This is a genomic window from Enterococcus sp. AZ167 (genome assembly GCF_051714025.1).
Classification (GTDB): Bacteria; Bacillota; Bacilli; order Lactobacillales; family Enterococcaceae; genus Enterococcus_D; species Enterococcus_D casseliflavus.
The window spans coordinates 2,234,080-2,255,532 of record NZ_JBIORB010000001.1; the positions used below are offsets into that span (position 1 = coordinate 2,234,080).

A 21,453-nucleotide genomic window follows, 5' to 3' on the forward strand; every position below is an offset into this window, starting at 1 on the left:
ATCATGCATCAAATTGTGCCTGATAGAGTGCGGCGTAACGCCCCTCTTTGGCTAATAACTCTTCGTGGGTCCCTTGCTCTACGATATTCCCCTGTTCCACTACGAGGATCGTGTCGGCATGTCGAATCGTGGACAAACGATGGGCGATCACAAAGGAGGTTTTGCCTTTCATCAATTTGGTCATCGCTGCTTGGATCAGCAGCTCTGTTTGCGTGTCGACATTCGATGTGGCTTCATCAAGAATCAACAGATCGGCATCCAACAGCATTGCTCGTGCAATCGTCAACAGCTGTTTTTGCCCTTGTGAGATACCGGTTCCGTCTTCTGAGATTAAAGTATCATAGCCTTTTGGCAGGCTCATAATAAAGTCATGGATATGGGCGGCTTGTGCAGCAGCTTGGACTTCTGCCAACGTCGCATTCGCCTTGCCGTAGGCCAAATTGTCGAAAACCGTTCCCGTGAACAACCAGGTATCTTGCAGCACCATCGCATAGCTTTGCCGTAGGCTGCGACGTGTCGCTTGGCGGATATTTTTACCGTCTAACCGAATCGCTCCTTGGTCAGGGTCATAAAACCGCATCAAGAGGTTCACGATGGTGGTTTTCCCCGCTCCGGTCGGTCCGACGATCGCGACCAAGCTGCCAGCTGGTACTTGTAGCGAAAGGTCTTTGATGATGGGCTGCTGTGCTTGATAGCCGAAGGTCACATGGTCAAAAGCGACATCACCAGACACCTCGTGGTATTCGTAGGCTCCAGGAACATCAGAAACTTCAGGTTCTTCATCCAGCAAACGGAAGATCCGTTCTGCCGCCGCCAATGCTGATTGCAAATCGCTGAAGATGTTGGCTAACTCATTGATTGGTCCTGAGAATTTTCTGGAGTAAAGAACAAAGGAAGAAACATTTCCTAATGTCAGATGACCGAACAAAAACAGCAAGGCGCCAAACATACTGATCAAGGACAATGACAGATTGTTGATAAAGTTGATGGAGGGACCAGTCATACTGCCGTAGTACTCGGCATTGTAATAGGCATCCACCGCTTCTTGGTTTTTTTCGTCAAAACGGCTGATGATCGCTTCTTCTTGGTTATACAGCTTGATCGTTTGCTGACCAGAAATAATCTCTTCCACAAAGCCGTTCAGTTCGCCTAATTTGCGAGAACGACGGCGAAACAATGGTTGAAATTTGCTCATCAAAAAGCGGGTCAAAAAGATCGAAGCGGGAACCGTTACGACAAAAATCAGCACCAGCAGCGGCGAAATCAAAACCATCATCACAAACGAACCAATGATCGTCACAAGACTGCTGAGGACTTGAATGGCATCGCTGGCCAATGACGTATTGATGGTATCGACATCATAACTGATGCGACTGATGATATCCCCAGTGGCGACTCGGTCAAAATACCCAACCGGCAGTTCGGTGATTTTATCAAAAATCGCCTTGCGCATCGCTGCCACCACCCGCTGACTCAAGCGGATCATCATGAGCGAAATCAGATAACTAAGAAGGGAAGACGCAAGATAAAACAGCAGCATCAGCCCACAATAAAAGAAGACTCGGTCAAAAATGACCTTGCCGGGACCCGGTTGAATGGCATCAATGGCGTACCCTGAAAGCAACGGTCCCACCAAGGCGAAAATGTTGCTGGCCATCATCAATACAGCGGCTGCCAGCAGGAGACCTTTGTACTCGTAGAGATAGCCCCACAAACGCCGTAGTGTTTTCTTACTATCCTGCGGTTTTTCCGTTTTTTTCTTCGGCATCGTCGGTACCTCCTGTCTGACCTTGATAAATGGCTTGGTAGATCGCATTTTCTGCTAGTAATTCTTGGTGACTGCCAAAGCCGTTCATTTGCCCGTTTTCCAGTACCAAAATTTTGTCGGCATGCTGGATCGAGCTGATCCGCTGCGCGATCAAGACCGTCGTCGTCTGTTGAAACTGCTGTCTCAGGACCTTGCGCAACTGAGCGTCGGTCCGATAATCCAGCGCACTGGCAGAATCATCCAAAATCAAAATCTCTGGATCCCCCGCCAAGGCCCGCGATAACAAGACCCGCTGCTTTTGACCCCCGCTTAAATTGCTGCCTTTAGCATGCAGTGGATGAGCTAAGCGCTTGGGTAGTTGATTGATAAACTCCTTGGCTTGGGCGCGAGCCGCCGCTTCTTCGATCTGTTCTTTGGAAAACCGCCGACCAAAAGCGATATTTTCTTCGATCGTTTCCGCAAAAAGCACGTCTTTTTGTAAGACGACACCGAATAACTGATGCAGCTCCGTCGGATCGATGGAGCGAATGTCGCGACCAGCGATGCGAATCATGCCCTTCGTTGGGTCATAGAGCCGCAGCAGTAGTTTGACGATCGTTGATTTTCCACTACCAGTCGCACCGATAATCCCTAAGGTTTCTCCCGGCTGCAAGGAAAAATCGATGTCTTTCAGCACCTGGGTACCGTTAGGATAGGTGAAGGAAACTTTTTCAAAAACGATATGCGCAGACTCTTCTTTGACAGGCGCCTCAATGACTTGCATATTTTGCGGCAGGCGCAAGACGGATTGGATTCGATCGGCAGAAGCCAGCCCCTTCGACACGATCACAAAGATGCGCGTGATACTGAGCATGGCATTCAAAATGATCGTAAAATAAGTCAAAAAGGCGATGATGACGCCTGGTTGGGTAAATCCTTGATTGACGCGAAAGGCACTGACGACGATCACTAGCGTCAGTCCGATATTCAAAAATAGGTCCATCAGGGGTGGTGTCGCAGCCATCGTTCGATTAGCGGTAGTTTCCGCAGCTACTACGTCTTGGTTGACGTGGTCAAAGCGCTTTTTCTCGTAATCTGCTTTGGACAAGGCCTTGATCACCCGAGCCCCAGTCACATTTTCACGGACAGTTCGCACCAACACATCCACTTGCTTTTGTAATGAGGCAAACAAGGGGATCCCCCGTTTCGAGATCGTGACTGCCGCCACTAAAGTGAAGGGCAAGACGCCCACTAAGACAAGCGTCAACACGGGATCTAATGTGGCAGTGATCATGATCCCTCCTAATAATAGAATCGGGGCACGAATCCCCATCCGTTGGATCATGCCTACCGTTTGATGGATGTTGTAAGTGTCTGTCGTCAAACGAGACACCAAAGAAGGGATCCCGACTTCTTCGACTTGCGGAATCGACAGATAGGAAACTTTTTCAAATAAATCATGGCGTATACTACCAGTGGTATCGCGAGCAACACTGGAGGCCATCCGATTGGCGATGATATTGGTGACGACTGCGATGATGGAGCAGACCACCATCGCCCCACCCCAAGCAAAAATCGCAGATACCTGCTTCGTGGGGATCACAGAATCGATGATGTACGCCAAAATCCAAGGCAATAGCAAGTCCATCAGGGAGCCGAAGAATTTGATGCTGACGCCAAGGGAGATGCGGCCGATATAGGGTTTTAAATATTGAGTCAAAAGATTCATTCCATCGCCTCATCTTTCGCTAAAAGCCGCTGGGAATTTTCTTTGACGATTTCCAGATCGGCGATCAACTGCTGCTGTTGGGCAGCAGAAAAACCTGCTACGACTTGTTCATTCCAGCTTTGAAGCAGCTGTTGGATCGCTGGTTGGACGGCGAGTGCTTTTTCGGTTGGATAAACCAGTAATTGTCGTTTGTCGGTGGGACTGCTGGTTCTAGTGACAAATCCTCGTTCTTCTAGGATTGCTAGTTGACGGGCAACATTGCTTTTATTCACAAAAATCTTCTTGGCTAAGGCTTCTTGACTGATCCCCGGTTGGCGACAAATGTTTAAGATATAGGTATGATGCATCCCACCTAAACCAAATTTTTTCAATTCTTTTTCCCGATAAAGGGTGGCGAGACGGGCAATATGATTGATTGAGCGGATAATGGCTTCCATGAGCACTCCTGCCTTTCTTAGTTCTTCAAAGTGTCTAATCTATTATAAGGAATAATCGTTGCGTGCGCAACGATTATTGTTTCTGACGAAAAGCAACAGGTACACTGTTGTTGATCAGCAAAAAAAGAACTTCAGCCCTCTCGCTGAAGCTCTTTTCTGATTCATTTTATTCAGATTCTTTCAATAAAGCTTGTACGACCTTACGACGACGGTACAGCTGTCTGGTTTTCCAGCTGATAAAGCCGATGAGTAAAGCGAGCCAAGAAATGATCGTCAGCCATAAAGCTCCGTCGAAAAACCAAGGTGCGTCGTAATCAACGACTAAGACATTCTCCCCTGCTTGCTGTTGGACAGAAACGGCACCAATGGCACTCAAAGAGACATCTTTTTCAGTTAGTGGCTGCTGATTGAGGGTCAATTCAGTATATCGGTAATTGATGATCGGTAACGCCTTCCACGTCTCTTGATCACCTTGCCAACGTAAAGTAAGCTTCCCGTTTTCTACGGTTTTTGCCACGGTATCATTCTTTTCAATGATTTCTTCCCCGTACAAATTGTACTTGTTCTTCTTGGTCTCTTGATAGAGGGGCAGATAATCTGGCGTAGAACGTTGATACAGCGCTAATGCTAAGGACTTGTCTTTACTAAAATAGGCTTCCTTCAATTGCGCTTCAGATTCCGCCGAGAGATAGGTGTGGTTTCGCAGTGAAACCGCAGCTTCATCGGAGTGCCAGTCCTGCATTTTGACCGTGTTTTGGATCAGGATTTGACCAACACTCAAGACTAAAACGAGGACAAACCAACGCGGATTTGCCAATGGCTTGCCCCGATAATAAGGAACTAGCAGGCACAAACCGACTAAGATCAAAATCGTGGCAGGAACAAAGAACCGAAAAGGAAATTGCAGTAAATTGATCACACCATTGTCCAGACTGCCTAGCCATTGCCAAGGAACAGCGTTCGATGATAAACCGAAAAAGACTGCTGCAGCTGCCGTCATCAATTTGAAGCCGCCAGATAGACGTGACCACACACGGATCGCACCGCAAAAGAACAAGGCACATAAGATGGGCAGCAGGTACGGAGTCGTCCACCAATAGCTGCTGGTTCCAGTAATGGTGTTGTTCTGCATGTTGCGATTCACAAAAGGCGCGATCAACGTGTTACTCGTATAAAGATCCAACATCCCTAACCAAATATTGGCGGTCAGTAGCAAGAAGATCCCGATCGCTCCTGCTAAGCGCAGCACCAATTGTCGTTTTTCTTCGCCAGAAGTCCCAACAAAAAAGGCGCGTAAGAAAAAGGGTACGTATAAGAACACTAACAAGATGCTTGAAAACACATGGATTTGAAATAAGACCGCCACGGAAACCCCTACCGCAAAAGGCCGTAACCGTTTATGTTCCCCTAGTGCGATCAGTGGGATCAGGCACAGTGGCAGCACAGCCGCCCCCCAAGCAGAAAAGCCCTGCCGCTCAATCCAATACTGGACAGAATAGGTCGCCATAAACAGGACGCTCATCCCCACTGACAGCCAACCATTGACTCGTAATTTCTTTAATAAGCCAAACATCGAAAACCCTGCTAACAAATAGAGCAGCCCGTTGGCGAGCAGCTGGTAGGAAAACCACGAAGGACTCAGCAAGACCAGCAATCCTTGGAAATAGGCAAAAAAGGGCCCGTATAATGCATTGACGATACGAGCAGATTGCTGAAACCCGTAGATAGAAAGAAAATATTGAAAATTGCCCTCTTTGATCTGCTGGCTGGTCTCATAAAAACGATTGAAGTGAAAGACCACATCAGAGCCCAAAATCATGCCTTGGCCTAAGATCTGCGGTAATAAAAAAACACCACTCATTGCAATTAGAATCACCACTTGCCAGAAAAGCGGCTTTTGTACTATTTTTTGTTTCAAAAAAAAACCTCCTTGCACCTTTTCGGTACGCTCATAAAAAGAGTACCAGATAGGGACGAGGAGGGGAAAAAGAAAGCTTAGTGAAAAGGGATACATGGTAAAAATTTAACCAATTACTAAACTTTTCTAGGTTTTAGGTGGTCGTTTCTTTGCTTTTTCTCAAATTTATTGGGTGATCGTTTGCCAACTTTCCAGTAGTTCGCTTAAAAGTGGGACGACCGTTTCTGCAGGGGCTGCCTCTTTTTGGACATTGGCACTGACTAGCTGATCGTACATATAGCCATACAGCTGATCGAGATCTTCAGCAATAGCGCCGCCTTGCTCACGGTCTAAAGAGACCCGTAATTCCAATAAAATATTCTGCGCCTTGACAAATTGCTGATGAGCTTGGCTCAACTCTTCTTTTTCCAATGCGATCACTGCTAATTTGATATTTTTGATCGCTGCTTGCAACAGCATTTCAATCAGTTTGTTGGGGGAGGCACTCATTACTTGGTTCTGCAAATAGTTGTTTTGCATTTTTTGATAATTCATCTTTTTTTCCTCACTATAAATCAAATTCGACGAAGGCGGCACTGTCTTCTTGCTGCAAATACGTTTTGACAAGATTGTTTTTGCGGTTCAAACGCCCCAATTCTTGTTTGATCTCTTGCTGCTGGGCTTTGACCTGGTCTAAGAACGCTTGATACGCTTGGATCACTTGTTGCGCCAATACACTGGTTTGTGGACTATGGCTCTGTGCTTCTGCTTGCATGGCTGCTATGACCGCTGCATTGGCTGCCATCAAACGACTGGCTTCTTCGCTGTCGCCGCGCCATTGGGCAAAACCAGTTAAAATCTGATTCAAACGTTCATCTAATGATACGTGTGGCTCCATAGGTTGTTTCCTTTCATGTTGACGAGGGTTTCTTATGCGAATGAAAAATGACTGCTTTAATCGGCTATCCTGCCTAGTTTGACGTATTGGCAAACTGATTGCTTAGGTAGCTCAGCTGATTTTCAGCCTCCATCATCACGGAGTCTAACTTGGTAAACATTGTGATGTAACGCTCTTTTTTCATTGCTAAAATATCATCAAACCGTGTGATCTGCTTGTTTAAATCCTTGATGGTACTGTCATAGGTCGCAGATTTGGTGGCAATGATCCCTTTATTGGCTGAAGTATTGACGACATAGCTGTTGGCTAATTCTTTTAGGGCTAGTGTATAGCCAGTCTCTTTCGTGCTCGCAGTGCCATCAGCTTCTTTGGTTTTCGTACTTGCATAAAAGAAAGACTTCACAGCAGCGGGATCTTCCGCTAAGGCTTCTTTTAACTTTGTCGTATCCAGTCCCAATGTACCATCATTATCAACGGTGGAGATGCCTAGCTTATTGGCGGTCAGCTTTGAGCCGCTGACGGCTGGAATGGTGATCAAATTTCGCAATTGGGTCTGTAGACGGGTCAACGCACTGTCTCCCACCAAGGTCCCCGTCTTGTTGTTTTCACTACTAGGATCTCCCACGGTCAAATTGTCGCCGATAAAACTCATCAAGCTATTGTATTGATCCACTAATCCTTGCACTGCATCAACGACTTTCGAGGTATCATTGGCTAAAGAAAGCGTCACATGCTCCTCGCTTTTTTTCGCTAACGTCAGCGTGACACCATCGATAACATCCGTCACACTGTTGCTGTCGCGAGTGATCTTCATGCCGTCTAGCTCAAAAATAGCCGGTTGGCCTTGCGTCGTTGTCGCAGTTGAACCGATCCCTAACCCTTCGGCGGCATTGCCGTCGATCAAGAAATTTTTGTCGCCCATTTTGGTATTTGTTAAAATCAAACGGTTATCCACGATGCTCGCCGCGACGAAGGTCGTCTTGCTTTGGCTATTGATCTTGGCTGCCACATCTTTTAAGCTATCTTCGACCGTGATCTCGATCGAAGCGGTGATCGGTTTGCCATCTTCATCGACTTCCGAACTGGTCAATGACAGCTGACCACTGACATTTAGGGCCGTTTTGCTGCTTTGAGCTAATTGACTCCCCGTCACCTTCGTGGCTGTTGCTAGTTGGTTGACTTTTAGATCATAGGTGCCTTCTGGAGCTTCCGTTGTTCCTGCAATTGAAGCGATACTGCTATTGGTGGTCGTCGCTTTTTTCGTTTGATAAGCATCATCTTTTTGTAATGCATCGACTTTTGACAAAAAGTTAGTCAAGCGAGTGCTGATATCACTCCACGCCGTTTTTTGTGCTTTTAGCGACGTGATTTTATTCTCAGCGCGGGTCTTGTTGATCGCATCTGCCGCCAATAATTTTTCAATATCTTCTGAAGTCACGCCAGAATAACTCCCTAGCGTTGTACTGATTCCTGAACTGCTGGTTACACTTGCCATGTTTTCATCCCTTTCGATCGACCGCGATGCCCATGTCATCCCATATTTTCCCAATCACGTCTAGCATGTTGGCGGGCGGGATCTCTTTGATCACTTCGTTGGTCTGCATATCCACTAAACGCACCATCGTACGCCCCGTGCGCTCATGTACTTCATAAGCCAATTTCATATCTTTGCCAAGTAGTCGCTGATTCACTTCCTCCACGGAGGCTGCGATCTTGTGCTGATCGGCTACTGAAAAATAGTGGATCGGCGGTTCAGTGGCCACTGTCTGTTCCTTTTTCTCCGCCAGTTTCCCCTCTTGGTGTTGCGGCTGAAGGTTGGCGTTCTCTTGATCTAGGGATTCGATCGGACGTGCTTTAGCGACCGACGCAACGGCTTCGATCGGGTGTATTCCTGACATTGGCTGAATATCCATCAGAGCTTCCTCATTTCTAAGCGTTTTTGTGCTGCTATGTAAAACACAAGAACTGCGCTTCCCCTAGGCAGTCCTTGTGTCAGTGGTTCACTTGATCAAAAATTATCCTTGTAACAAGCTCAATACGCTGTTAGGCATTGAGTTTGCTTGTGCCAACATTGAAGTTGCTGCTTGAGAAAGGATGTTGCTCTTCGTAAAGCTCATCATTTCTTGCGCCATATCAACGTCACGGATACGTGAGTTTGCTTCAGATAGGTTTTCTTGCGTTGTACCTAAGTTGTTGATTGTGTGTTCTAGACGGTTTTGCGCCGCACCAAGATCCGCACGTTGTGCAGAAACTGCTTTGATCGCTTCATCGATTTTTGTGATTGGGTTGTTTTCAACGCTGACAGTTGCCGCTGCTGCTTTGCCTTCATCAGAAGCGGTAAATGTTGCTAAAGCATCATCGTATGTTTTTTGAGCTGTTGCTTTTGCTGTATCATCCGCTGCTGTATCGATGGCTGTTTGTAATTCAGCAACTGTTTTACCAGCAGCCGCATCAACTGTGCCGTCCGCTGCATATTTTGTTGTAGCATCTGCTTTGAAGGCAGTCGCTACTGCTTTATCTTTTGCTGCAGCAACAGCTTTAGCATCGCTTGTATCAATGGCTTGTGTTAAATCTAAGCCTTTTACTTTCAATGCAGATGAGCTCATGTTGTTGATTGAAACGCTCATTGTTTGGTTTGCGTTGGCACCGATTTGGAAAGTGAATGATTTCGCATCATCGCCTTCACCAGTTAACAAGCTTTTTGTATTGAATTCAGTGGTATTGCTGATACGGTCGATTTCATCAGACAATGCGGTGTATTCTTTGTTGATCGCACTGCGGTCGTCATCACTTAACGTACCATTTGAACTTTGAACCGCAAGATCACGCATACGGCCTAAGATGCTGTGGGTTTCATTTAATGCACCTTCTGCTGTTTGGATCAATGAAATACCATCTTGTGCGTTGCTTTTTGCTTGTGACAAACCGCCGATTTGGCCTTTCATTTTTTCAGAAATTGCTAAGCCAGCTGCGTCGTCCCCAGCTTTGTTGATGCGTAAGCCTGAAGATAATTTAGACAAAGAATTGCTTTTAGAAGCATTTGCTGCCGTTAGGCGTGAGTAAGTATTCAATGCTGAAACGTTTGTATTGATTCTCATGTGTAGTTCCTCCTAATTTTTATTCGCTAAGGTTTCCCTCTGCTACTATTTATCGGAAGAAACCGTTCAGGGTTAAGCCTTTTTTCTAAAAAAAATAAAAAACTTTTGCTCTCAGAAAAGAACAAAAGTTTTTGGGTTAATTTAAATAATCTAGAATGGACATCTGCATGATCTTTGTTCCCATCGCTAGTGTTGAACGGTAGGCAGTCATTTGATTTTGATATTCCATATACTTTTCCGCAATATCGACGTCTTGTTTGTTGGACAGTGTTTCGGTCAAGTTCAGCTTTTCCGTCTCATTTCGATCAGCTGCCGCCTCCAAGCGATTGTAGAGGGTGCCGATCTGCGCCCGTACATTCACCACATTAGTGGCATGCTGGTCATGAGCGGTTAAAAGCTCGCCACCTAAGGCATCTTTATCATCACTGCGCAACGCAGACAACAAATCATTGAAATAGGTGCTTAAATTTTGGGGATCCGCAGCTGTGCCCGTCTCGTTCATCAGACGATCACCGCTGGCTAACAGATCCACCGAGACCCCATTTGCGATTTCTCGCGGCAAGTCTTCGCTGGTGCCATTGTATTTGATACCGACGATGGCGTCATTTTCTTTGACGATCTCAAAAGGCGCCGTCGTCGTATTCGTTCCGCTAAATAGATAGCGGCCATCAAAGTTGGTGTTTAATGATTCAACGATGCCTTCGATCTCTTGCTCGATCTCTGAACGATTTGCCCCTAATTCCTCACTGCCAGCTGTCGCATTGGCAGAAGATTGAACCAACGAGCGAATCCGCAGCATCGAAGTACTGACGCTTTCTAGAGCAGAATCTTGGGCTTTTGTCCAAGAAATACTGTCTTTGATCGTATTGTTGTAAGTTTTGTTTTGATTTAACGACACATTGAGATCCATGATTTTTGAAACCAGCAGCGGATTATCCGAGGACTTGCTGACTTCTTTCAAACTTGATAGCTGATTCAACGTGGATTGGACTTTGGAGGCGTTGGTTCCTAGATTTCGTAAAAAATCATTGTAGGTGATTGAATTGGAAATACGCATGGTCTACACTCCTGTTCGATTGATCAATGTGTCTAACATTTCAGAAACGACCGATAATATGCGGGCATTGGCCTGAAATCCTTGTTGGAAACGAATCACATCTGACATTTCTTCATTTAATGAAACCCCAGACACCGATTGATTTTTGTATTCTAGTTGATTCAGCAGCGACAATTGGGCACTGACTGTATTGTCGGCTTGCTGTTTTGAGATCCCGTTTTTGGTGACGATGCTGTTAAAATAGCTGCTGACACTCATGCCAGATGCTGCATTCGCAAACGTCAATGTCTCAGAATCAAAAGAAGCGATCGTCTTTTCTGACAACGGGAAGTCCAATTTGGCACTGCTGAGTTTCGCCATTGCAGCAGCTCTTGAACCATCTCCTGCTGCATTGCTCGTTCCGCCGGTCACCAGACTTGGGTTATCTAACAGTGCTTGGCTGACCCGAATCGTCGTCGCTGTACCAGTATCATCTTGGCCGATCTCAAATAGACCGCTAGTAGGAGAAGCGCCGCCGGTAAAGACCATGTTCATGGCTTGCGCGATCGTCGTCGTAAAGTTGTTCAATTCCGTCAGGCGACTGCCGATCTCCCCAGATGATGCTTGCAGGCCTCCGATCGCGCCTTCTTTGATCGGCAATTCTGTATAGGCGGTTTCGCCATTGTCGGTGGTTTTCGTCAACAAGACGGTTCCAGCTGGATAAGACCCTGTAATGGTTTCGACAGGATTCAAGGCGTTGCCGTCTTTGGAAACCAAGACGCCTGTGTCGGTTTGTCCCACCACCACACTAAGGGTATTGCGTTCCTCCGCACTTAAAATCGTCTGTCCGCTCATGGATACAAACCCACGGCCATACTGATCGGTCTTGGTTTCGATCCCTGCTAGACCCGAGAGATCTTTCAACAGACTGTCTCGACGATCCAAAAGATCATTCGGTGTCTCACCACTCGTCGTCAACCCATAGATCTGTTCATTCAAGGATTGCAGCTGTTTGACCTTCTCATTGAAGTCCAGCGCGGATTTTTCGATGGTATCCAGCGTATCGCTTTGCAACTGCGTCATTTGTTTGCCCATTTGGTTGATGGTATCGGCAAACGTACTGCTGTTTTCCAGCACAAGGGTCTTAGACGTATCCAGTTCAGGATTGTTGGCTAATGCGGTCCAAGAATCAAACATCGTTGCCAGCTGTTTGGACAGTCCGTTGTCAGAAGGCTCATTCATTAAACTTTCCAGCTGTCCTAATATGTCTGCTTTTTGTTCATAATATGTATAGGTAGAATTGGCATTGCGTACTTGTCCAATGACAAAATCATCGACGATCCGTTCGACACTGCCGACTTTCACACCCATACCGATGCTGCCGACACCCGCTAAATGATAAGACGCTTCGGCTTGCAAGTTGACTCGTTGTCTTGAGTAGCCGTCTGTATTGGTATTTGCAATGTTATGGCTGCTGGTTTGCAACGCTGCTTGATTGGCGGTCATGCCCCGGGTTGCGGTGCCTAATGAACCAAATAGTCCTGTCATAGAAGTACTCCTTACATTTTTTGATCGATGATCGCTGTTGAGACAGCTTGTTTTTCTTGGTATTTCGAATACGTATTTGCCGGTGTCTTGATATTTTCTTTGACTGCATCCATCAAAACAGTTTGGAAACTAATGGCTTGCTCCGTCAGCAGGAGATTTTCGGCTTGCTGCACTTGGATTTGGCGGATGAGTTCTTTGATCGCCACTGAAAGAGTTCCTTCATACGTGGAAAAAACGGGTACGAAGGCGGTTTTTTTCTCGACGAGTTCTGGTAATTTTTCTGCTTGATTTTTGATCAAGCAGGTCTTTTCTTTTTGCAGCAACCGCAAGAACTGCTGAAGCTGACGCTCAAATTCCCGTTCTGTCATCTAGTCGACCTGCTTTTCATCTTGTTGCAGCATTTTATCTGCGATCGTTTCGGCAGATACTTGGTAGGTGCCTTCTTTGATCGCTCGTTTCAATTCTGCCACTCGCTCACTACGACTGGCTGTTTGATTGGCACTCTTTTGAATGGCTTGAGCTGTTTCGGATAATTGAACATCGACGGTTTTTTCTGTCTGAGCAGCAGTTGGCTTTTCTTGTTTGACCGCTTCACGTTTGATGGCCTTGTCGCTGTATTCTGCGTAACCGCTTTCGATTTTCATAGGTTCTCCTCCGTTCTCATTCTTCTACCCTCTACTATCGGTCAAATCACAAAAAAGTTAAACCCATATGTTTAACTTTTTGCGATTTCTTCAAATTAATGCAAATTGTGGATGCGTTGTTTTTGCGAAAGAATGTTGGTGATCCGCACACCGAAGTTTTCATTGATGACCACGACTTCCCCAGTGGCGATCAGCTTGCCGTTCAACAAAATCTCTAGCGGTTCATCCGTCAGTTTTTCCAGCTCGATGACGGACCCCGTATTGAAAGATAAAATGTCCTTAATAGTTTTTTTGCTGCGGCCTAACACGACACTTAGATCCAATGGCACATCAAGAATCAAGTCCAAATTATCCCCATCGCTCACTCCGCTGGAGGCTAATGTTTGAAACGCAGGTTTGCTGACTTCCACGGGCTTTGATGCAGCCGCTGGTTCTGGCGTAGGCGCAGCAACGGGTGCCGTTGGCTGCGGTGTTGGTGTTTCCCGAGTAACGACAGTCGCTTCATCGGACAGCATTGCACTGGCGATATCGTTGACCACAGGATCCGTAAAGATCTGCATGATTTTGCTTTCGATCAAACCTTCGACGCGCAAAGAAAATGAGATACAGTAAATCTCTTCCTCTGCCTCGATCCCGCTATACTCAATGTTTTCTGGTGTCTCCCATAGTTTGACGATCGGCGGCAAGATATCCACTTTGCGGCTGATCATCGTTGCCATCGAAGTCGAGGCAGTCCCAATCATTTGGTTCATAGCTTCTGCCACAGCACTTAGCTCTAATTCCGTAAATTGAGTGTTGCTGGTTTCACCAGTTCCACCCATCATCAAATCGGCGATCACGATGGCATCTTTGACTTCTAACAGCATCAAATTACTGCCTAAAAGGCCTTCTTTACATTCAACTGTCGTCGCTACTTTTGGTGCAACGAGGTCGTTTAAGATCTCACCAAATTTGATTTTAGACACTCGGGGAGTCGTGATGCTGACCCGACGATCAAGAATGGAAGACAACGTCGTCGCCGCTTGCGACATGGAGATATTGCCAACTTCGCCGATAATGTCGACTTTGACTTGCTCTTCTAATCCTTGCGGCTGGGCTGGGGCACTTTGATTCAACAATGCATCGATTTCTGCTTGGGATAAACGTTCACTCATAGTTCTTGCTCCTCTTCTAACTTGTCTAATAATTCAATGGCTAAACGGTCCTCTTGCTTCCCAGGTTTTGCTCGGAAGCAAGGTTTTCCATCGATGAAGGTCTCCAATGGTTCAGTAATTTTTTTGTCTAGTTTGATGACATCGCCTTCTTCTAAGTGGAGAAACTCAGAAAGACTCATTTGAGCATGGCCCAGCAGAACTTCTAAATTCAAACCGACGCCATTCAAACTTTTTTGCAACTCGTGGCTATCGTCTTGGTTGACTGGCTGATTGCTATCAAACCAATTGCGGAAACTTAATTTATCAATGATCCCTTCAAAGAAGACATAAGGGATACATAGATTGATAAAATGTTTCACTTCAAAAATTTTGATAGTAAAGGTCACTAACACGACGGGTTCGTTGGGCGACATGTTTTGCATCAATTGCGGATTCGTATCGATTCCATCCAAAACCGAATCCAAGGCAACGATGTCCTTCCATACATTTTGGTAGACCCGGACAAATTGTGCCACCACTTCTTCCAAGATTGCTGTTTCAATATCAGTAAAACTTTTTTTCTCGCTAAAATCCATTTCGATCGGCTTGTTTTGATAGACATCCAAGCCGCCGCACAACAATTCCACCAACATCATACACAGTTGTGGGTTCATCTCGATCATTTGGATCCCGCTCAAAGGCTGCGAATGAAAGAGCCCCAACAAAGTAAATTTTGGTATCGAATGGATAAATTCGTCATAACTGACTTGTTCGATAGCTGCCAACTGCAAAGAAACATTGGTCCGCAGTTGGGTAGAAAGCATGCTACTGCTCATCTTCGAGAAATCCTCGAAGATCATGTGCAGGGTATTGACGTATTCTTTCGACAGCTTTGTTGGTCGGCGAAAATCGTAGGCTTTCACTTTGGCTTGTTTGTCTTCTATCTCAATAATTTCTTGATCGATCTCTCCGCTGCTCATCGCATTCAACAATAAATCAATCTCTTGCTGCGTCAATACCTGATCCACACTAATCCCCCATTTTTTTAAAAAATCATGTGATCGATTTGAATCACACTGGCTACTTTTTCACCGATCGTCACGACCCCAACGGCATGTTCTGTCTCTTGATTGCCCAGTTGGATATCGTCTTCGGTGATATCAAGAACTTCAATTACTTCTTCTACGAGGACCCCTTTGGTCTCCTCTTGCTTCTTCATGATCAATATGTTTTTTTCGTAGGCTGGTTCCATGATGGGAATCAATTTTGCCAAACGAATCACCGTTACGACAGACCCCCGCAGATTGATCAACCCTTCCACCCACTCTGGTGCTAAGGGCACCTTCGTAAAAGAAGGGGCATCAATGACCTCGTCCACCGAGTCCGCCGAGATCAAATAGTACTGCTGAGCCATTTTGAAAAGAATCATCTGCATGTCGCTATCCTCCTAGGCATTAGGCAAAGGCTTTGTCGATGGCAGTGATTACGCGGTCCGTGTCAAAGGGCTTCACGATAAAGTCCACCGCACCGGCGCGAATCGCATCCATCACCATTCCTTGTTGTCCCATGGCACTGCACATTACGACTTTGGCCTGCGCATCAAACGTGCGGATCATTTTTAATGCCTCTAAGCCATCCACTTCTGGCATCGTGATATCCATGGTCACTAAGTCTGGTGTCGTTGCTTGGTATTTTTCAAAAGCCTCTTGGCCATTTTGGGCTTCCCCCACGACTTTATAGCCGTTTTTTTCTAAAATATCCTTTAATTTCATGCGCATAAATACCGCATCATCCACGATCAATACTTTTTTTGACATTGTATTTGCCCCTTTCAAATTCCTAATGAATCAAATATGTTTTCTAGTACACCGATTTCTGGAATCAAAAATAACGATGCCTCTAATGTTTCTTTGGCGTAGACGAACTCATTACGGATCACCATCACCTGCTCATCATACTGGGCCATCGCCAAATAGATGGAGCTGATCGCTGCGCCAAAGAAATCATAGCTGGCGCTTGGTAAAGACGCACTCAGCTGGGTTTCCAACAGTTGCCCGATCGCGATCAAAAAAGAATTGGTAAGGATGTTGGTCAACTCGTTGATGACCGATTGCTTCAATTCTTCAGACGGATCGCTTTCTTGGATCATCAACTGACGCAATTTTGCGGCGGATTCATCCGTTAAGACAAACAAGAAGATCCCTCGAAATGCCCCTTCGATCTGGCTCATCACCACATGAACTTCTTTGTCTTCCGCCATGATCTGCTGATACAGGTCCTCATAAGCTAGAATCTCGACTTCCGGTACCCGCATATCGATCGGTTGTTGGACGAGCTTTGATAAACTAGTCGCAGCGTGACCACCGCCGATATTGATCAGTTCTTTTAGGCCATCGATCTGCAGCGCTGTATAGCTCATAAGCGGTCATCCTTTTTTTCCTGACAGATGGCATGAATGTCTAGGATCAGTGCGATCGAGCCGTTGCCCATAATCGTTGCTCCTTGATAGCGATTCAGCTTTTGCAGCAGCGGATCGATTTTCTTGATGACGATTTCTTGCTGGCCGATCAGCTCATCTGCCAAAATGCCGTGAAATTGTTGGTCATTGTTGACGATGATGGCGAATTTTTTCTCAGATGGATCGCCTTCGATCGCTAAGAGTTGATCGGTCCGAACCAAGGGAATCAACTCCTCTTGAAAACGATAGACCTCATCTGAGACCGTCTGGATGATCTCTTCTTCTTTGACCATCACCACGCGTTCGACGAGATTTAGTGGGATCGCAAAGGTTTCTGCTCCGACGCGAACCATCAACGCTTGAATGATCGATAGAGTCAATGGCAATTTGATCACAAACTGCGTGCCTTTATTTGGCTGGCTCTTCATTTCGATCGTGCCCCCTAGTTGGGTGATCTTGGATTGCACGGCATCCATCCCGACACCGCGCCCAGAAATGTTAGTCACTTCTTGCGCAGTTGAAAAACCAGGATGGAAAATCAGCTGCTGCAACGCTTCATCGGAAAGACCTTCCGTTGCTAAGCCTTTCTTTTCAGCACTTGCTTTGATTACTTGCGGATCAAGGCCTTTGCCATCATCCTCTAAAGTAATGATCACGCGATTGCCTTCTTGATAGGCCGCCAAGCGAATCGTGCCCTTGCGCGGTTTGCCCAGTTTTTCCCGAACATCGGGTGCTTCGATGCCGTGATCGACAGAATTACGTAACAGATGGACCAGAGGTTCGCTCAACTCAGAAACCACTGTTTTATCCAATTCCGTTTCTTCCCCAAAAATGACAAGTTCCATTTCCTTTTGCAGTTCATTGGATAAGTCCCGAACCATTCGTGGAAAGCGACTAAAGACGACATTGACTTGCTGCATGCGGATCCGCAAGACCAAATCTTGCAGCTCAGAGGTCAATCGTGAGACTTGCTCTAAGGGGTCTTTGACTGCTTCGATGTTTTCCCGCTCACTGACATCTTCCAATTGATTGCGATAGACCACCAATTCGGACACGAGATCCAAGAATGAATCTAAGCGATTCAAGTCGACTCGGATCGATTGATTTTGGGCGGACGCATGATGCACGGGCGTCGGCGATTTTTCTTTCGTTTCTGTTGTCGCTTGCTGAAGAGCAGAAGTCTCTGACTCTGGGGTCGGCACTGGTTGGAGCAGCTCTTCTGCCTCCTCCAACACAGCCGCTGAAGGATCAAACGGTGCCACCACGAAGGCTTCGATCTCACTGTTGCTGGCGATGTTTTGCTCGACATCAGCCAGTGTTTGCTGCGTCAAATACAGCAGTGAAAAATCTGATTCAAAGGTGCCTTCTTCGAGTGTTTGGGCATCTGGTTCTGTATAAAGAACATCCCCTGCTTGGCCAAGCTTTTCCATGATCAAGAAGGCACGAGCACCTTTTAACATAGATTGGGCATCTAAGCGAACAGCAATTTGGACCGCTTGATAGCCATCTCCAGCCGCTTGCTCGATCACATACAGATCAGAAGGATCGATCTGTTGAAGCTGTGGGGTTAACGCGCCCACTGCGGTGGGGTTTTGGCTTGCTTCTGTCTCGGTTGATATACCGCCAGAATGTTCCGTTTGGTCAAGTTCGGCCAATAAATCGGCAATTTGAGCTGGCTGCAGGTCGCGTTCTTCCCGCAAGTCCTCCACAAGTTCTGACAGGCGATCCAGACATTTGAAAATCAATGAGATCGATTGCTGGGTCACTTGCAAGGTCCCAGTTTTAAATAACTCAAAAATATTTTCCATTTTATGGGTCAGCTGCGTCATGACGTCATAGCCCATCGTTGCCGCCATCCCTTTAAGGGTATGGGCAGAACGGAAAATATCATTCAGCAAGGCGCTATCTTTTGGATCGTTTTCCAATTGCAAGACATGATCATTCAACTGCGCTAAATGATCGTCTGTTTCTTCAAAGAAAAGGGTACGATAGACACTATTGTCATCCAAATGGGTCCCTCCTTTACAAAATTATACTTTTTGATAGATAAACGAATCGATTTTCTTGAGACCGAATTGTTCCGCAAAATTGATCGTTTCTGTCGCTCCCGTAAACAAAATGCCCCCTGGGACCAATGCATCGCTGAATTTTTGATAGACGGCATCCCGAGCATCGCTTTTGAAATAAATCGTCACATTGCGGCAAACGATCACATCAAAAGGCCCATTGTACGGGTCTTTCAAAAGATCGTGTTGCTTAAAATGAACCCGCCGTTTGATTTCCGGTTTGATCTGAAACTGGTTCTTTTCTTTTGCATCAAAAAAACGGGCACGTTCTGCCGCTGAGACATTCCGCAATTCGTGGTCTCGATAGAGTCCTTGCTTGGCTTTTGCCAAAATTTGCGTATCGATATCGGTAGCCAAGACATTGGCTGCGGCAATTTGGTTTTTTTCTAGCAGCATCGCGATCGTATAGGGTTCTGCCCCAATCGAACATGCGGCACTCCAAATTTTGGGCAGCGTGGTTTTCGGGAGAACAATGGTTGTCAAGACGCGTTCAAAGGCGTCAAACAGTTCTTTGTTGCGATAAAATTCCGTTACGTTAATGGTGATATGGGCTAAAAAAGCCGCCCGCACCCCGTCATCGCCTTCGATCAATTGCTGGTACTCCCTCAACGTTTTTGCCCCGCTGTTTTCCATGATCGTAAGGATGCGGCGCTGCATTTGATTTTCTTTGTATGCGGCTAAGGGAATCCCTAATCGGCGATCCACCCACGCATTAAATAAGGCAAATTCTTCTTCCATCTTCTTCACCTGACCATCTGTGCAATTTTTGCTTCAATGCCCTGCAATGGCAGGACTTCATCCACGACTCCTTGTTCAATGGCATACCGCGGCATCCCAAAGACTGTACACGTTTCTTTGTCTTGAACGATCGTATAGCCCCCAGCCGCTTGGATCTGTCGTAAGCCAGCGGTGCCGTCTTTTCCCATCCCCGTCAAAACCACTGCCGCTAGTTGCGGGCCATAGTAGTCAGCTGCTGAGGAAAAAAGATAATCGACGGTTGGCCGCGTCCCATGCCGTTTTTCTCGCTGGTCCAACTGCAGGTGCCCTTGTTGGACCGTCATGTGGTAATCCCCTGGACAAAGATACACTTGATTTTCGATCCGCATGCCGTCGACTGCTTCTTGTACTCGGACGGTTGTCTCTGTGTCTAAGAAGCGTTTTGCAAAGGAAGCCGTGAAGCCCGCTGGCATATGCTGAACGATCAAAATCGGGCAACGCAAACGTGCAGGCAAACGGCGAATAATTCCCAGTAAGGCACGTGGTCCGCCTGTTGAAGCACCAATGACTAGCGCATCAAGTGATACCGGCAAGCTGTTTTGTGTCAGCTTAGTGGGCTGGGCAATCGTTGGCACTGGCGGGTGAACCGTACCGACTTCATGATCCATCGCCAAAATCTTTTGATGAAATTCAGCGATCCATTCTTTTTCGATCATCGATAGACTGACGGGTTTTTCCACAAAATCTCGGGCGCCAAGCGCCAAAGCCTCAATCGTGGTTTCTTGATTGGTTAATGAACTAAGCATGATGACGGGAATGGCTGATTGCTGTTTCATCCTCCGCAAGGTCTCTAATCCGTTCATCACTGGCATCTCCACATCCATTACTACCAAATCGATCGCTTCTTTGGTCAGATAGTCCAATGCTTGTTTGCCATTGCGGGCAGCGACGGTCACCTCGATATCAGGCAGCTGATTCAATAAATCTGTCACTACTTTCCGCATGAATGCCGAATCATCGACGATCATTACTTTTTTCATGTCCCTGTACTCCTTTTACAAATAAACGATTTCTTGTTTGACTTGCCGAACCATGGTCTTGAAATCCTGAAGATCCACGATCATCGTTCGACCAGCGCTGCCGCCAACATGTTTGGCTACGATCGGAATGTTTAGCCGAGCCAAGACTTCCTCGACGGCTTCAATATTGCGCTGACCAATATTGCTGGCAGCGTTAAGCGTCTGGAACTGAAACATATTGGCGCCGCCAACGATTTTCGCTTGAAAGCGAGGCCGACGGATCTTTTGTTCCAGCTCAGCCACCATCGCTGGCAATGCCAAGTCCGCAAACTTCTCGGGCTTGATTTCCCGCTTGTGCAAAAAAGGCTGACTATCTGGCAGCATAATATGACTCAAGCCGCCGATATGACTGGCTTCATCGTAAATGATCGTGCCGATGCAAGAACCTAAACCCACCGTGATCAAACGCGTCGGCGCTTGGGCGATCTTATACTCCGAGATCCCCACATGCAGTTCCTCATTCACGGTCATCATTGTCATGGTCATTGGCGGCTGCCAATTCCTCTGTCTGATAGGCGTCTAACTCCGCCGTCATCTCAGCGGCTTGTTCATAGCTGAAGAGAAACGGCAGCTCCAATGCCAGCACAAGTTCATCGTCTTTTTTCAGAAAGGCTTCGATATAGTTTTGCTTGAGTCCTGATGTATTTAGTTCCGCATTGCTAGGACTTTCAACGAGCGGTAAAATGCCGACGATCTCTTCCACGTAAAGGCCGATCGCCTGCTCTTGCCAGTGACACAACAAGACCACATTTTGCCCAGTTTCCGGTGTAAATTCATCAAACAGCTTTTTGCGGATGTCAATGATCGGCACCATCGCCTCTTCAAAAGGCTGGATCCCCAGCACGAAATCCGCCACTTCTGGCAGCTGGGTAAAAGGAGCAGCCTCAATGACCCGTACCACATAGTCGATTCGCAAGGCAAAGAGTTGTTGATGACTTTTAAATACAACGTATTGTTCCATTGGCG

At 46.5% G+C, this 21,453-nt stretch carries 23 protein-coding genes; all 23 read right to left on the bottom strand.

Going from position 1 to position 21,453, the window contains the following annotated elements; genetic code table 11:
• Window position 1 precedes the first annotated feature (1 nt).
• The 23 genes from IGJ05_RS10495 to IGJ05_RS10605 all read right to left on the bottom strand — a co-directional run bounded on the left by IGJ05_RS10495 (window position 2) and on the right by IGJ05_RS10605 (window position 21,448).
• Complete coding sequence (locus tag IGJ05_RS10495; RefSeq protein ID WP_074934300.1) at window positions 2-1,768, bottom strand: ABC transporter ATP-binding protein; 1,767 nt, start codon at window positions 1,766-1,768, stop codon at window positions 2-4.
• Window positions 1,734-3,476, bottom strand: coding sequence for an ABC transporter ATP-binding protein (locus IGJ05_RS10500; protein WP_266166259.1), 1,743 nt, complete (start codon window positions 3,474-3,476; stop codon window positions 1,734-1,736). The genes IGJ05_RS10495 and IGJ05_RS10500 overlap by 35 nt, the downstream gene beginning before the upstream one ends.
• Window positions 3,473-3,913, bottom strand: coding sequence for a MarR family winged helix-turn-helix transcriptional regulator (locus tag IGJ05_RS10505; protein WP_010748552.1), 441 nt, complete (start codon window positions 3,911-3,913; stop codon window positions 3,473-3,475). The genes IGJ05_RS10500 and IGJ05_RS10505 overlap by 4 nt, the downstream gene beginning before the upstream one ends.
• Before the next feature lie 166 nt (window positions 3,914-4,079).
• Window positions 4,080-5,831 (bottom strand): hypothetical protein, encoded by a 1,752-nt coding sequence (locus tag IGJ05_RS10510; protein ID WP_266166260.1) that lies wholly within the window; start codon window positions 5,829-5,831, stop codon window positions 4,080-4,082.
• 165 nt (window positions 5,832-5,996) lie between these two features.
• Entirely contained in the window at window positions 5,997-6,365 is a 369-nt protein-coding gene (gene fliS / locus IGJ05_RS10515; RefSeq protein WP_008376567.1) for a flagellar export chaperone FliS, read from the bottom strand.
• 13 nt (window positions 6,366-6,378) lie between these two features.
• Window positions 6,379-6,708, bottom strand: a complete 330-nt coding sequence (locus IGJ05_RS10520; RefSeq protein WP_005226646.1) for a hypothetical protein — start codon at window positions 6,706-6,708, stop codon at window positions 6,379-6,381.
• A gap of 73 nt (window positions 6,709-6,781) precedes the next feature.
• Window positions 6,782-8,203 carry a flagellar filament capping protein FliD gene (fliD, locus tag IGJ05_RS10525; protein ID WP_438725186.1) on the bottom strand — a complete coding sequence of 474 codons (1,422 nt, stop codon included), beginning with the start codon at window positions 8,201-8,203 and terminating at the stop codon, window positions 6,782-6,784.
• A 4-nt stretch (window positions 8,204-8,207) separates the two neighbouring features.
• Window positions 8,208-8,621, bottom strand: a complete 414-nt coding sequence (locus tag IGJ05_RS10530; protein WP_005226643.1) for a flagellar protein FlaG — start codon at window positions 8,619-8,621, stop codon at window positions 8,208-8,210.
• Between the two features lie 102 nt (window positions 8,622-8,723).
• A complete protein-coding gene (locus tag IGJ05_RS10535; RefSeq protein WP_005226642.1) occupies window positions 8,724-9,806 on the bottom strand; it encodes a flagellin in 1,083 nt (360 codons plus the stop codon).
• 136 nt (window positions 9,807-9,942) lie between these two features.
• On the bottom strand, window positions 9,943-10,863 hold the full coding sequence (gene flgL, locus IGJ05_RS10540; protein ID WP_005226641.1) for a flagellar hook-associated protein FlgL: 921 nt from the start codon (window positions 10,861-10,863) through the stop codon (window positions 9,943-9,945).
• Between the two features lie 3 nt (window positions 10,864-10,866).
• Complete coding sequence (flgK, locus tag IGJ05_RS10545) at window positions 10,867-12,390, bottom strand: flagellar hook-associated protein FlgK (RefSeq protein ID WP_266166262.1); 1,524 nt, start codon at window positions 12,388-12,390, stop codon at window positions 10,867-10,869.
• Between the two features lie 11 nt (window positions 12,391-12,401).
• Window positions 12,402-12,758: a hypothetical protein gene (locus tag IGJ05_RS10550; RefSeq protein WP_016609029.1), complete on the bottom strand. Its 357-nt coding sequence runs from the start codon at window positions 12,756-12,758 to the stop codon at window positions 12,402-12,404.
• A complete protein-coding gene (gene flgM, locus IGJ05_RS10555; protein ID WP_266166263.1) occupies window positions 12,759-13,034 on the bottom strand; it encodes a flagellar biosynthesis anti-sigma factor FlgM in 276 nt (91 codons plus the stop codon).
• Between the two features lie 95 nt (window positions 13,035-13,129).
• A complete protein-coding gene (gene fliY / locus IGJ05_RS10560) occupies window positions 13,130-14,188 on the bottom strand; it encodes a flagellar motor switch phosphatase FliY (protein WP_266166264.1) in 1,059 nt (352 codons plus the stop codon).
• Complete coding sequence (gene fliM / locus IGJ05_RS10565) at window positions 14,185-15,195, bottom strand: flagellar motor switch protein FliM (RefSeq protein ID WP_266166265.1); 1,011 nt, start codon at window positions 15,193-15,195, stop codon at window positions 14,185-14,187. Before fliM ends, fliY begins: the two co-directional genes overlap by 4 nt.
• A gap of 17 nt (window positions 15,196-15,212) precedes the next feature.
• Window positions 15,213-15,602, bottom strand: coding sequence for a chemotaxis protein CheW (locus IGJ05_RS10570; RefSeq protein WP_005232757.1), 390 nt, complete (start codon window positions 15,600-15,602; stop codon window positions 15,213-15,215).
• A 19-nt stretch (window positions 15,603-15,621) separates the two neighbouring features.
• A complete protein-coding gene (locus tag IGJ05_RS10575) occupies window positions 15,622-15,984 on the bottom strand; it encodes a response regulator (RefSeq protein WP_266166266.1) in 363 nt (120 codons plus the stop codon).
• Between the two features lie 14 nt (window positions 15,985-15,998).
• A complete protein-coding gene (locus IGJ05_RS10580; RefSeq protein WP_005226634.1) occupies window positions 15,999-16,586 on the bottom strand; it encodes a chemotaxis protein CheC in 588 nt (195 codons plus the stop codon).
• Window positions 16,583-18,634, bottom strand: coding sequence for a chemotaxis protein CheA (locus tag IGJ05_RS10585; RefSeq protein WP_266166267.1), 2,052 nt, complete (start codon window positions 18,632-18,634; stop codon window positions 16,583-16,585). Before IGJ05_RS10585 ends, IGJ05_RS10580 begins: the two co-directional genes overlap by 4 nt.
• A gap of 21 nt (window positions 18,635-18,655) precedes the next feature.
• Complete coding sequence (locus IGJ05_RS10590) at window positions 18,656-19,429, bottom strand: CheR family methyltransferase (protein ID WP_225000658.1); 774 nt, start codon at window positions 19,427-19,429, stop codon at window positions 18,656-18,658.
• 5 nt (window positions 19,430-19,434) lie between these two features.
• Window positions 19,435-20,448: a chemotaxis-specific protein-glutamate methyltransferase CheB gene (gene cheB, locus IGJ05_RS10595; RefSeq protein ID WP_266166269.1), complete on the bottom strand. Its 1,014-nt coding sequence runs from the start codon at window positions 20,446-20,448 to the stop codon at window positions 19,435-19,437.
• 15 nt (window positions 20,449-20,463) lie between these two features.
• Window positions 20,464-20,973 (bottom strand): chemotaxis protein CheD, encoded by a 510-nt coding sequence (locus tag IGJ05_RS10600; RefSeq protein ID WP_005226629.1) that lies wholly within the window; start codon window positions 20,971-20,973, stop codon window positions 20,464-20,466.
• Window positions 20,945-21,448, bottom strand: a complete 504-nt coding sequence (locus IGJ05_RS10605; RefSeq protein WP_081117656.1) for a chemotaxis protein CheW — start codon at window positions 21,446-21,448, stop codon at window positions 20,945-20,947. The genes IGJ05_RS10600 and IGJ05_RS10605 overlap by 29 nt, the downstream gene beginning before the upstream one ends.
• Window positions 21,449-21,453 lie beyond the last annotated feature (5 nt).